Here is a 13,383-nt window from a genome sequence, read left to right as displayed (position 1 = left end):
ATCGCATCCATGCGATAACGGCTAACTGACTTGCGTCATGTTGTGTTGCTGTCGCTTCGCTTTCGCACAGACAAAGACACGTTGCTGTCGCTGCGTTAGCACTACGCTTTCGCACAAAAAACATTTGCAGGCCTAAGTACAAAGCCGTTTCCGGACGCAATTATGCCGAGGCATAATTGATTCAGATTTAGAGTCAGCAGGAAACAATCTCCATTCGTGATAATTTCATTGAAAGAAAGGTTGTTAGAAATGAGTATTAAAGAAGCTATAGAAAGAAAATTTGTTAGGCTGTCGAAGGGACAGCGTAAAGTTGCACAATTTGTTATGAATAACCCAACAGTTATAATTGGTAACGGAGCAGCAGAAGTTGGTAGACAGGCGAATGTTAGTGAATCGACAGTTATTCGTTTTTGTTATGCGATGGATTTATCGGGCTATGTAGAGCTTCAAGACAAGGTTAGAAGCCATTTAATGAATCAAAATGATGGGGCGAGCCTACAATCTACTTATTCTTCAAGTAAGAAGAATATTCCGAGTTTTGGTAAGGTGATGCAACGTGATATTCAAAATATTCAAGATACGATTCATTTGATTAACGATAATATGCTTCAAAAAAGCTCAAAATGGATGCATGAAGCAGAGAACGTTTATATTTTAGGTACTCGTCAAGCTGCATCCATTGCAAATTGGCTATCGTCTACAATGAAAACATTACGCCCAAATGTGAAACAGCTTCGCTCAGAATCCGATGATATTGTACAGCAAATTAACAGTATGAGTGAGCACACGACATTAATAGTTCTTTCGTGGGAAAAGCATTCTAACGACATCCAAACGATTGTAGAAATAGCCAAGAAGAAAAAAGCTAAAATTATCGCCATTACTGGTTCGGCGTTGTCTTCTATTCGAGAATATGCAAGTGCGTTATTTACACTTGGTCTGAAAAAGCAATCTTCATTGGACGTTATTCCAGTTTTGTTTTCGTTTTTACATGCGCTAATTGAGGAAATGGTCAGTCAAGATAAGGCACAATATGAGAAATATCAGCAATCATATGAACAAGTAGAAAATAATTTGCTATTTTTAGATGCTGTAAGAGAAAAGCAGGTTTTCTAAAAGCTATACAATGTTACACATAAAAAAGATGTCCAAATAAGTTTTAGACATCCTTGAAAAAGAAACTTATAAAATTTTACTTAAGCTATATTCGTTAATAAAGGTATCATTTAATTTAATGGCATTATGTCGGATACCTTCTTGCTGAAAACCTAATTTATTAAACAAACTTAAAGCACCATCGTTATGCTCCATAACAGATGCTTCTAAGCGTGAAATATCGCGCTGTAGAGACCAGTGTTCAACTGCCTTCATTAGTTCTGAACCGATACCTTGTCGTTGATACTCTTCCTTAACAGCTAGGCGAACTGATGCAACATGCTTAGCTTTAGAATGTTTATATCCATGGACAACGGCATAGCCAGCAAAAATGCCGTTTAATATACAAAGTAAAATCGTGCGGTTTTTCAATTGTTTCCAATAGACTAAATCTTTACGAAGCTGTTGAACTGTGAGGTCTAATTCGTTTTCCATATTATACATGAAGTCGGTTTTTTGGAAAATTTCTTCTTGCAAATGAATAAATGATCTAGCATCAGATGCTTCAATTGCTCGAATTATGTATGCAGGTGGGTTATCGTCATTATTAGAAATATTGCTCGTAGTCTTCATTTGTGTACGCCCGAAAGTTACACTGGTACCGAGTTTTACATCAATGACATAGTAGCCTGCATTTGTCCATGACAAATAGTGAGAGAGTGGGGGCTTTGTTTTCTTCCACCAGCTCCTATTCAAGTAAGCTGCATTTGGTAAGGCTTGTCCCATAATATTTTCGAGTTCGCTAAATGATAAAGTAATTTCTTGTTGTAAAGCTACTTCAAAATAATTTGCTAAAGGAATATACTTTTTTTCCATCTTCTTTGTCATCGTGATCCCCATTTCCTGTATATCCTAATAAATATAGACTATCTGATAATAGCATAAAATTATGTTTTCTTAAATACGGAAACACAACTATATATCTATTAATAGTAAATATTTTTTATAAACTATGTATTATTACTATTAAATATTATAAATAGGATGTTGTTAACGGATAAATATATTAAAATTAGTAATAACCTAAAAATGATATAAATAGGTAATCTACTGATGGTTGCCATAAAGTAGTTTGATTTCCGTTTCGACTGTGCTTTTTGTTGTTGCTGACGCTTCGCTTTCGCACAGATAAAACCTTTTGCTGCTGACGCTTCGCTTTCGCGCTGGGTAGAGCTTCCTGGAGTCGTTGGATGAGTCGCTTGGTCCACTAGATGTGTTTTGTGCGAAAGCGAAGCAGATAGTACGATGTTGATCAGAACCGTCATCACAAGGCGTGGTGCCTTTAGCCTTCGCGTTTCTCTACTTCTCGCTCCAGGATTTCATCTGTGATAGTATGATCTCCAAGGAGTTCACGAGTTTTTACTCCGATCAACTTATATTTATGGCACACGTTTTAACAAATATTCCCCTCCATTTTGAGAGTGACTAACAAGCCCTTTAATTAGCTTCTTTAATGAATAGAAAATATAAATATTACATGAAGACGCAGTTATCCTAAAATAAGTGGTTTTAGATCTGTATTGGCAGTAGATCCTATATAGATAAACTTTCACTTTATAACATGTTTGTTCATAAGGTATGATAAAATAAAAAATTATAAATGTTATTGCCATTTAGGAGGAATAAATTCAATGAGTAAAGTTTTAGTTTTTGGTCATAAAAATCCCGATACAGACACAATTACATCTGCAATCGTATATGCATATTTAAAACAGCAAATTGGCGTTGATGCTGAAGCAGTACGTCTTGGTGAAGTAAATAACGAAACACAATTTGCTTTAGATAAATTTGGCTTTGAGGCACCTCGATTAATTTCATCAGTGGTAGGAGAAGCTGAAAAAGTAATCCTTGTAGACCACAATGAATTCCAGCAATCTGCTGATGGAATTGAAGAAGTACAAATTACAGAAGTGATTGATCATCACCGTATTGCAAACTTCCAAACGGCTGATCCACTATACTACCGTGCAGAACCTGTAGGCTGTACAGCAACAATTTTAAATAAAATCTTCAAAGAGCACGGCGTAGCAATTCCTGCAAACATTGCTGGATTAATGCTTTCTGCTATTGTTTCTGATACATTATTATTCAAATCTCCAACTTGCACTGAGCAAGATGTAAAAGCTGGTGAGGAGCTAGCGAAAATTGCAGGTGTTGATGCTGCTGAATACGGTTTAGCAATGCTTAAAGCGGGTGCTGACCTTTCAGATAAATCATTAGAGGATCTTTTATCATTAGATGCAAAAGAATTCCAATTCGGTGAATATAAATCTGTAGTAGCTCAAGTAAACGCTGTTGATATCAACGATGTACTTGGTCGCCAAGAGGAATTAGAAATTTTATTAAATAAAAATGTAGCGGAAAATGGTTTAGATTTATTCTTCTTTGTTGTAACAGATATTTTAAACAATGATTCAACTGCCGTTGCAATTGGACAAGTAGCGGAAGCTGCAGCAAAAGGATTTGGCGCTGAGCTTGTGAATAATCGAATTCTTTTACCAGGTGTTGTATCGCGTAAAAAACAAATCGTTCCAGTTTTAACTGATGCATTGAAATAATGAAAAAAGAGGTTGTCCTAAAAAAGGCAACCTCTTTTCTTATTCTAGCTTTAATGGGTGTACAGCAGGACCTTCAAGAACTTCTCCTTTGGCATTAAAGCGAGAGCCGTGACAAGGGCAATCCCAAGTTTCGTCGGCTTCATTCCATTTTGTTTTACAGCCTAAATGCGTGCAAGTTGGTGTATTGGCATGTTTAACATAACCTGTCACGAACTCCTTGGCTACGAAGCCTCCAACTTTTAGCATTTGCATAAACTGAGCCCCAAATTTCGTTCGTGCTGGCGAATAAAGAGGGATTGCACCATCTTCATTCCCTGCTCCTGTTATTAGGGAGGATAGTAAATCTCCAGCTACAAAAGAATTAGAAATTCCCCACTTTCGATAGCCAGTTGCAATGAAAACATTAGGTAAGGACTGTGTAATCCTGCCAACATACGGGACCATATCAGGTGTTTCAATATCCTGCGCTGACCAGCGATAGATTGGATTCTGATCGAAATGTGCCCTCATTTCATTTTGAATAGCCTCATAATAGGGTTTCGTATTGGCTGTTTCACCTGCAATATGATTAGCTCCGCCTAATACTAAATAATGCTCACCATTAATGGTAGCCGTCCGAATAGAGCGAGTAGGATTATCTACGCATAAATATTGACCTTGCAGTGTATCAGTAATTTTTCCAGCAACCATATAGGAGCGACTGTTAGAAAGTTTAAAAAGCTGAAGCCCCCTAAAGGCTTCGATTGGATAATGTGTGCACAAAATAAGTTTCTTATATTGAACCGTCAAATGATTTGCGGTATGTAAGTTATTTTGTGGTATGTTTAATTGCTGAACACGGGTATTTGTATAGATTTTTGCACCCATTGATAATGCTTCTTTTACAAGGAAATTACAAACTTCTACAGGATGTATTTGTGCCTGCTGGGACATGCTAAGTGCTTTTTTAATTGGGAAAGGAAGCTCTGTATCTGAAGTGATCTTCGCCTTAATATTTAATACTTTATAGGCATTCCATTCTTTTAATAATTGGGCATAGCCTTCTTTTGTTTGGCAATAAAGCAATGAATCTACTTGTTGAATACTTTCTTTAGGGAGTAATTGTAATGCTTTTTCTACGGCTATTTGGTTTAGTTGATAATAAAGTCGTGCCTCATCTACAGAAAGTTTTTCAATAAGGTTGGCATAAACTAAGCTATGCTGTGCAGTTAACTTTCCTGTTGAATTCCCAGTCGTACCATGACCGATATGGGAATTTGCTTCAAGCAAGACTACATCTACACCTGATTTTGCTAAGACATAGGCTGTATATAGTCCCGTCAAGCCTCCACCGATTATACATACATCACAAGTTGTTGATGCGGGAAGAGATGGTAGCGAGACGGGATCAATTGTTCCGAGCCAAAGAGATTGTGTCATATATAACCCTCACATTGTTTTTACGTTCAGTATGTAGATTGATTTGAAGATTTATGCAATGAGGCATAAAAATTGCCTTATTGTAATTACTATCGCTACAATGTTGCAAAAGGAGCGTGACTACCTATGAAAATTGAAATCTGGTCAGATTATGTATGTCCATTTTGTTATATTGGTAAAAAGCAGTTAGAGCAGGCGATTCAGGATACTGGTTATTCAGGGCATGTAGAGCTCGTTTATAAAAGCTATCAACTTGATCCAACAACACCTGTGGATACAAATGTGTCTACGTATGAAGCATTGGCGAAAAAGTATGGAATGTCGCTAGAAAAAGCGAAGGAAATGACGCAAGGTGTTGCTGCTCGTGCAAAAGAAGTTGGTCTAGATTATAACTTTGATGATTCAATGGAGGAAAATACATTAAAAGCGCATCGTCTAGTAAAATGGGCGGAACAACAAGGGGATGTTACAGCACTTGTCGAAGCACTATTATACAGTTATTTTATTGAAGCAAAGCGTATTGGTCAGGACGATGTATTAATGGATATTGCTGAGCAAGTAGGTCTGAACCGTCAAGAAGTTGCAAAGGTTCTTTCGAACGATGATTTTAAAACAGAAGTAGAGACAGATATACAAGAAGGGCTACAGCTTGGTGTACGAGGGGTACCATTCTTTGTGTTAAATCGTAAGTACGGTATTTCTGGGGCACAGCCTCAAGAAGTATTTGAAGAAACTTTACGTAAAGTAGCAGAGGAAGAAGGCTTACAACCTGGATTAAAGATGGCAGGTTCTGAAGACGGTGGAGTTTGTACGGACGATAGTTGTAAATTTTAAGTTTGTTGGAATAGATCAAGAACGGATCAGATTAGTAAGGGAATAATAAAAAAAGATGGTCTATGTAAAAATGCATATCATGTGGAAAAGTTGATTGGGGTGGAGATTGGGTGACTCCTTCGTGGCCAACATCGATGCTAGGAAAGCACCCAGTCGGAACGAAAATCAACCTTAAGTTATGATGTGAGTATTTCCAAACATCCGCATTTCGGTCAAAAGTCTTAGTATACTAACGTTGACTTTTTACACAAAGTTTTTTAATATATTCATATATCTTGAATTCGAGATATTAAATTTTGAAATTTAAGGGAGAATTTATATAATGAATGTATTAGTAGTAAAAGCTAACAACCGACCAGATGGTATTTCAACAAAAATGTATGACACATTTATGGAAAATGTACAAGGTGTAGATGTAACGACTTTTGACGTATTCGCAGAAGACATGCCTTATTTCGGACAAGATCTTTTCAATGCTTTTGGTAAAGTTCAAAATGGTGAAGCGTTAACAGACGTTGAATCACGTCTTTTAGCAGCAAAACAAAAAGCTATGGATGCTTTAACTGCAGCTAATGTTGTTGTATTTGCTTTCCCACTTTGGAACTTAACAATCCCAGCGAAATTACAAACTTTCATTGATTATGTATTCCAAGCTGGTTATACATTTAAATATAATGAAAATGGTCAATTAGAAGGCTTAATGGGTGACAAAAAAGTAGTTATTCTAAATGCACGTGGTGGTTTCTACTCTACACCTGAAGCACAACCAATGGAAATGTCAGTTAACTACATCAAAAATGTTGTTGGCATGTTCGGTATGGAAATTATGGAAGAGGTTATCATTGAAGGTCATAACGCTTCACAAGATAAAGCTCAAGAAATTATTGCAAATGGCCTAGAAGCAGTTAAAAAAGTAGCTCAATCTTTACAAACTGTAAACGCGTAATAAATTATTTTTTAATAAAAGTTCTCTCTAATTTGAGAGAACTTTTTTTTATTTCCTTTAAAGAGGTATGGTGATGGTAAGGAGGTCTGAAATATTGATATTATGCGCTTATTCTCGATTTACATTTAATAACATCATATTATGCGAAATAAATATGAAATGATATTAATCTATCATTTTCTAGTAAAGTGTTTTGCTATTAGTTTAAAAATACATACAATTAGGACTATTTGTTCAGTTAATAAAGCAATTAGTATAATATAATAGAATTTGTAGGAAAATATTAGATTTATAAGGAGGTTGTTGCATGAATAAGAAATTAATAACTAAGTTCTTGGCAATGTTACTTGTTCTATTCACGGTGTTACCATTTGGACTATCAGCAAATGCTGCATCAGGCGATGTGACACGTGGGGATTACGTTAAAGAATTAGTAGAAAGCTTAAATGTGGAGCTAGGTGATGGTTCGAAAATTGCCTTCACTGACGTCTCTAAAGATTTAGCCCCTTATGTAGAAAAAGCAGTAGAGTTGAAGCTTATTAAAGGTAAAACTGCGACACTGTTTGGTCCAAATGATAAATTGACACGTCAACAAGCATTTGTTATTTCTGCCCGTGGATTAGTCAATGAAAACGCTCCGCTTTCGGTATTAAATAAGTTTAAAGATGCAGATCAAATTGCTACAACACATAAGCAAGATTTAGCAAATGCCGTAGCAGCAAACATATTACAAGGTTTTGAGGATAATACAATTCGTCCTCGTGACTATGTAACAATTGATCAAATGCAAAGTATTATTGAACGTTTTGTTGCTGAATACAAGTTACCTACATCTACAACTAAAGTAGACCTTCAAATATTAGGAACAACAGATATTCATACAAACCTTGCAAATTATAATTATTTCTTAGATGCGGAATCGTCTGATATAGGTTTAGCGAATACAGCAACATTAATTGAACAAGCTCGTGCTCAAAATCCGAATACATTATTATTTGATAATGGCGACCTAATTCAAGGAACGCCACTAGGATCATATAAAGCGTTAGAAAATGTTTTAAAACCAGGTGAAGTTCATCCAGCTATTGCAGCTCTAAATGCACTGAAATATGACGGTGGAACTTTAGGAAACCATGAATTCAACTATGGTTTAGAGTTTTTAGATGAAGTATTAAATGATGCAAAATATCCAGTCGTAAATGCAAACACATACGACGCTAAAACAAAAGAGCATATGTATACACCTTATGTAATTCTTGATAAAGAGGTTGTAGACAATAAAGGTAAAAAGCACACAATTAAAGTTGGTGTTACAGGTATCGTACCTACGAAAATTGTTGAATGGGACGCTATTCATTTAGCAGGCAAAGTAGAAATGCAAGAACCAGTTGAAGCGGTGAAAAAGGTTGTACCTGAAATGCAAAAAGCAGGTGCAGACGTAATTGTAGTACTTTCACACTCAGGTATTGGTGAGGATACTTACGTAAAAGGTAACGAGAACGTAGGATACCAAATCTCTGAAATTAAAGGGGTCGACGCTTTAATTACTGGTCACTCTCATTTAACATTCCCAGGTGACTATAAAAATCTTAAAAATGTTGATCAAGAAAAAGGGACAATTAACGGTGTACCTACTGTAATGGCAGGAAGCTATGGTAGCTATCTTGGAGTCATTGATTTAAAACTAGAGCAACACGGCTCTAAATGGGTTGTGGCAGAAGGACAAGGATCTATCCGTTCTATTAAGCAGGAAGGCTTACAACCATCTAATACAGTTTTAAATGCCATTAAAGAAGCACATGAAGGTACGTTGAAGTATATTCGTCAGCCTGTTGGTGAGACAACTGCACCGATCCATAGCTACTTCTCGATGGTTCAAGATGATCCTTCTATTCAGATTGTGACACAAGCTCAAAAATGGTTTATTGAAAAAGAATTAAAAGGTACTGCTGATGAAAAAACACCACTTCTTTCTGCTGGTGCACCTTTCAAGGCAGGCTCTCGTAATAACCCTGCAGATTACACAAATATTCCTGTAGGCCCACTTGCAATTAAAAATATGGCAGACATCTATTATTATGACAATACTGTTGCAACGATTAAAGTAACAGGTGCACAAGCAATTGAATGGTTAGAAATGGCTGCTGGTATTTTTGCAACAATTGATCCAAATAAAACTGAAGAACAAAATATTATTGACCCAGAGGCACGTTCTTACAATTTTGACGTATTAGATGGCTTAACATATCAAATCGATGTAACATCTCCAGCGAAATATAATAGTCGAGGTATTCTGGTAGATGAAAAAGCGAATCGTATTAAAAATGTACAATACAATGGTAAACCAATCGATTTAAATCAAGAATTTATCATTATCACGAACAATTACCGCGTAGGTGGTTCTTATGGTGCCACATTTAAAAATACAGCTGGCTCTAACGTAACAAACTATGCTTATGAAAATCGCCAAGCTGTTATTGATTACGTTATGGAAAATAAAACAATTAATCCTGCTGCGGATAACAACTGGTCATTTGTACCGTTCCCAGCGAATACAAAAATTATTTACCAATCTGCTAAGGATGCACAAAAAGTCATTCCTGCAGGTAGCAATATCGAATATTTAGGCGATACAGAAGGTGGCTTTGGTAAATATTTAATTAAGTAATAATGAAATGTTAAAAGGAGAGCGCGTTGTTAAATGCTGCTCTCCTTTTTGTGTCGCTCAAATGCATGATAACGTGTTCCTTGAAATGTTAATAAGCCAAAGTCACCATCTGCAAGCTGTCCATAATCATGACCATTCATTTTTAATTCTAGACGATCGCCACTTTGTACTTCGAATGTTACATAGTACGATGTATGGGCACTAGAGTTACCAGAACCTCCACTAGTATTCGAACGTTTTGTTACGACTTTAGAGGGTACTGTTAATACTGGTTCATTATTGTTTTTCGACCATTGTAAGATACCTTTAATAATTGTAAATGCTATAATACCGAACACGATAAAAAACATTATTGGAATAATACTGGGTATAAAAGAGAATTCATCAACCCCAACCATAAAAGACCTCCAATCTATGAAATATTGTACTTGAAGTCGTTAAAAAGGCGGATGTCACAGAATCGGAAATGAGTTCACATAGGATGTTAGCCTAAAATCATCGCATCCATGCGATAACGGCTAACTGACCTGCATCACGCAGGCCTAAGCGCAAAGCCGATTCCGGATGCATTGTTTATCTGTAGTGACAGACCAAATTTTGCCGAGGAATATTGATTAGTTAAATCTCCATGTATAGCAAACTTCTTGTCGTCTAGTTTTTCAATATATGTGGATGTAAATGAAATTTTTGGATAAATGTCAGCGTCAAAAAAATCAGGGAGATACCAGCACATAACGACCAAAGTTTTTCGTAGAGACACTATAAAATGTTTGCACCCGCCATTTGTTCAATGTCTGAAAAAGCTTTTTTGCATCATACAATTCATTACACTATATATTTTTGAAATCATCATATGTCGTACAGAAAAGCCAATAGTTGAATGACTAAAATCAATCGCATATTTTTTAGTTGGAAAGGGCTACCAAACTGATATCTTACATGAATAATAAAATAAACAATTCGGTTATTCAATGATTTTTTAAAAAAATGAAAGAATATTACATTGATAAAAGTTCATTTTGTGAATGTCTATCATGATATAAAAACCTAATCCGTAAGACAGTTTTACCAACGTAACGTCATAACCGTACGCTATCTTTTCTTTTACAAAGGGATACAACAATGGAAGGAGTCATAATAATAAAATCATGCGCATCTATATAGAAGTAAGTTGCCATTTTTAATGCAGATATTAAACAACCATTACTCATCTCTAATTGAACGGTCAAGGGTAATTTCTATGGCATCGTTAGTTTTTATATAAATACTATAAGGACAGAGTTAGATAAGGTAGTAGTTACCTACTTTAAAGTTGAATCTAATTCAAATCCCAAAACGATAAAACATCCATAAGTTACATTTAGTAATCAAATGAAAAATAGTAAACAGATTATTGTTAGTAAATAAGTTACTTAAAATTTACTTTTTTAAAAATAATCGTTACAATAGAGTACATAAGAGGTGAAAAAAATGAGTGAGACAAATTTATGTCCTCGTTTAGCTAAAGCAATGGATTTAATCGGAAAACGCTGGACAGGGTTAATTTTATATCAATTATTAGATGGACCACAGCGCTTTAATGAGATTGAATCTGCATTACCTGTAAGTGGACGTTTATTATCCGAACGTTTAAAAGAGCTAGAAAAAGAAGGGCTTGTTGAACGAAAAGTATATTCAGAAGTACCGGTGCGTGTTGAGTATTCTTTGACGGATAAAGGTTGGGCATTAGAAGGAGCAATCCGCAATATCGAAACATGGGCATCGAGCTGGCTTTAAAAGTGTGAAGTCGACCTTGAAAATTATTGATGGAATGGACATATGTAATACGAGATAAAAAATAACCTTCATTTTACTTGTCAAATTAGGGTTCTAAATCCATACTAGTGTAGAGTAAGAAGGACGTTAGAAAGGAATTAGCTCTCATGACAAAAGAACAATGGGTGGCGGATTTAGCACAGAGCATTAATCCAGCCAATATTAAGTTAGATGAATCATTACAGCAATATACTATGACAAAATTAGGTGGTAAAGCGGATGTTTTCGTTCTCGTTGAAACAGAGGAAGAGGCAGCAACGGTTATTCGCTATGCCCATAAGAATAATATACCTTTATTAATGTTAGGTAATGGATCTAATATGGTAGTTCGCGATGGCGGTCATCGAGGAATCGTTGTTACATTTTCATTTTTAGATGAGATTCGCATTAATGGTGACCATGTTTACGTGCAAAGCGGTGCACTTATTAAGGATGTATCGAAACTGGCCGCGGCAGCATCTTTAACAGGTTTTGAATTTGCATGTGGTATCCCAGGCTCAGTTGGTGGAGCTATGGCAATGAATGCAGGTGCATATGGCGGTGAAATTAAGGATATTATTATTTCTTCGAAAGTGTTAACGAAGGAAGGAGAAATTTTAATATTATCGAAAGATGAGCTTGAACTTAGTTATCGTCAAAGTATCATTGCCAAGAAGGGCTATTATGTATTATCATCCGAATTTCAATTAGCAAAAGGTGTACAGGAAGAAATTGATGCAAAAATTGCTGATTTAACGTTTCAGCGAGAATCTAAGCAGCCGTTAGAATACCCTTCAGCAGGAAGTGTTTTTAAGCGCCCACCAGGTCATTTCGCTGGCAAGCTTATTCAAGATAGTGGCTTACAAGGAAAAGGCGTAGGTGATGCAGAAGTATCAACGAAGCATGCAGGCTTTATTGTTAATAAAGGTAATGCAACGGCTACTGACTATATTGCAACAATCCAAATGGTACAACGAGTAGTTAAAGAAAAGTTTGGAGTCGACTTAGAAACTGAAGTAAAAATCGTTGGTGACGACTTATAGGATACTATGCCCTTCACTAATGGTGGAGGGTGTTTTTTTGAGGAGTGAAACAGAAAATGAAGTTTATATCATGGAATGTTAATGGAATCCGAGCCTGCTTAGGTAAAGGGTTTTTAGATTTCTTCAATCATGTAGATGCAGATTTTTTCTGTATTCAAGAAACAAAGTGTCAGGCTAAACAAGTGGAGATTTCGCTTGAGGGATATGAGCAATATTGGAATTATGCACAGAAGAAAGGTTATTCAGGTACAGCCATTTTTACAAAACATACCCCGCTTGCTGTACGTTATGGCGTTGGTGAGGATGAATCGCAGGAAGAGGGAAGAATTATTACACTAGAGTATGAAGATTTTTACTTAGTGAATGTTTATACCCCAAATTCACAGCGTGATTTAGCGAGATTACCTCTTCGTTTAAAATGGGAGGATCGATTAGCGCTTTATTTAAAAGAGCTAGATTCCAAGAAACCTATAGTTTACTGTGGTGATTTAAATGTTGCACATAAGGAAATTGATTTGAAAAATGCGAAGTCTAATGTCGGTAATTCGGGTTTTACATATGAAGAGCGTGAAAAAATGACGGAGCTATTGGCAAGTGGTTTTGTGGATTCATTCCGCCACATGTATCCAGATGCGACAGACCACTATACATGGTGGTCCTATATGAATAAAGTACGCGAGCGTAATATCGGATGGCGTATTGACTACTTTATTGTTTCTGAGAGACTAAAGAACAACATAAATGTGGCAAGTATTCATTCACATATTATGGGCAGTGATCATTGCCCAATTGAATTACAGCTAAATAACTAGTTTCTAAAAATCGTATTTCTAAAAAGAAATACGATTTTTTTATACTGCAACGCCTCGGCATAATTGTGTCTGGAATTGGCTTTGTGCTTAGGCTAGCATCCTTTATTGAACTCCTTTCCGATTCCGTGACATCCCTGAAAGAAGTTTAATTTCA

General features: G+C 36.0%; 12 protein-coding genes. 8 read left to right on the top strand and 4 right to left on the bottom strand.

Annotation, left to right across the window (positions count from 1 at the left end):
- Positions 1-249: 249 nt before the first annotated feature.
- Positions 250-1,116: a MurR/RpiR family transcriptional regulator gene (locus ACFVT8_RS17485; RefSeq protein WP_387084282.1), complete on the top strand. Its 867-nt coding sequence runs from the start codon at positions 250-252 to the stop codon at positions 1,114-1,116.
- A 66-nt stretch (positions 1,117-1,182) separates the two neighbouring features.
- Here the strand turns inward: ACFVT8_RS17485 and ACFVT8_RS17480 are convergent, their stop codons facing one another.
- Positions 1,183-1,983: a GNAT family N-acetyltransferase gene (locus ACFVT8_RS17480; protein ID WP_387084280.1), complete on the bottom strand. Its 801-nt coding sequence runs from the start codon at positions 1,981-1,983 to the stop codon at positions 1,183-1,185.
- A gap of 803 nt (positions 1,984-2,786) precedes the next feature.
- On the opposite strand from ACFVT8_RS17480, the gene ACFVT8_RS17475 reads away from it, so the two are divergent.
- Positions 2,787-3,713 (top strand): manganese-dependent inorganic pyrophosphatase, encoded by a 927-nt coding sequence (locus tag ACFVT8_RS17475; RefSeq protein WP_387084278.1) that lies wholly within the window; start codon positions 2,787-2,789, stop codon positions 3,711-3,713.
- Between the two features lie 39 nt (positions 3,714-3,752).
- On the opposite strand, the gene ACFVT8_RS17470 is transcribed toward ACFVT8_RS17475, so the two are convergent.
- On the bottom strand, positions 3,753-5,132 hold the full coding sequence (locus ACFVT8_RS17470; RefSeq protein WP_387084276.1) for an FAD-dependent oxidoreductase: 1,380 nt from the start codon (positions 5,130-5,132) through the stop codon (positions 3,753-3,755).
- A gap of 126 nt (positions 5,133-5,258) precedes the next feature.
- Between ACFVT8_RS17470 and ACFVT8_RS17465 the strand changes: the two genes are divergently transcribed.
- The 3 genes from ACFVT8_RS17465 (at position 5,259) to ACFVT8_RS17455 (ending at position 9,580) form a co-directional block, all read left to right on the top strand.
- The gene (locus ACFVT8_RS17465) at positions 5,259-5,966 is read left to right on the top strand and encodes a DsbA family oxidoreductase (RefSeq protein WP_387084274.1); all 708 of its coding nucleotides are present in this window, start codon (positions 5,259-5,261) and stop codon (positions 5,964-5,966) included.
- Positions 5,967-6,288: 322 nt separating this feature from the next.
- Positions 6,289-6,912: an FMN-dependent NADH-azoreductase gene (locus ACFVT8_RS17460; protein ID WP_387084272.1), complete on the top strand. Its 624-nt coding sequence runs from the start codon at positions 6,289-6,291 to the stop codon at positions 6,910-6,912.
- A gap of 307 nt (positions 6,913-7,219) precedes the next feature.
- Positions 7,220-9,580: a bifunctional 2',3'-cyclic-nucleotide 2'-phosphodiesterase/3'-nucleotidase gene (locus ACFVT8_RS17455; protein WP_387084270.1), complete on the top strand. Its 2,361-nt coding sequence runs from the start codon at positions 7,220-7,222 to the stop codon at positions 9,578-9,580.
- Between the two features lie 29 nt (positions 9,581-9,609).
- On the opposite strand, the gene ACFVT8_RS17450 is transcribed toward ACFVT8_RS17455, so the two are convergent.
- Together ACFVT8_RS17450 and ACFVT8_RS17445 are read right to left on the bottom strand one after the other, a co-directional pair.
- On the bottom strand, positions 9,610-9,978 hold the full coding sequence (locus ACFVT8_RS17450) for a DUF2500 domain-containing protein (RefSeq protein WP_387084268.1): 369 nt from the start codon (positions 9,976-9,978) through the stop codon (positions 9,610-9,612).
- Between the two features lie 134 nt (positions 9,979-10,112).
- A complete protein-coding gene (locus tag ACFVT8_RS17445) occupies positions 10,113-10,313 on the bottom strand; it encodes a YceI family protein (RefSeq protein WP_387084719.1) in 201 nt (66 codons plus the stop codon).
- Positions 10,314-11,050: 737 nt separating this feature from the next.
- On the opposite strand from ACFVT8_RS17445, the gene ACFVT8_RS17440 reads away from it, so the two are divergent.
- From ACFVT8_RS17440 to ACFVT8_RS17430, 3 genes are all read left to right on the top strand, one after another.
- Complete coding sequence (locus ACFVT8_RS17440) at positions 11,051-11,356, top strand: winged helix-turn-helix transcriptional regulator (RefSeq protein WP_387084266.1); 306 nt, start codon at positions 11,051-11,053, stop codon at positions 11,354-11,356.
- Positions 11,357-11,502: 146 nt separating this feature from the next.
- Positions 11,503-12,417 carry a UDP-N-acetylmuramate dehydrogenase gene (murB, locus tag ACFVT8_RS17435; RefSeq protein WP_387084264.1) on the top strand — a complete coding sequence of 305 codons (915 nt, stop codon included), beginning with the start codon at positions 11,503-11,505 and terminating at the stop codon, positions 12,415-12,417.
- A 56-nt stretch (positions 12,418-12,473) separates the two neighbouring features.
- Positions 12,474-13,229: an exodeoxyribonuclease III gene (locus ACFVT8_RS17430; RefSeq protein WP_387084262.1), complete on the top strand. Its 756-nt coding sequence runs from the start codon at positions 12,474-12,476 to the stop codon at positions 13,227-13,229.
- The last annotated feature ends 154 nt before the right edge of the window (positions 13,230-13,383 follow it).

Source organism: Lysinibacillus sp. NPDC058147 (genome assembly GCF_042884205.1).
Classification (GTDB): Bacteria; Bacillota; Bacilli; order Bacillales_A; family Planococcaceae; genus Lysinibacillus.
The sequence above is the reverse complement of the archived record's forward strand: the minus strand, read 5'-3'. Positions and strand labels throughout refer to the sequence as shown.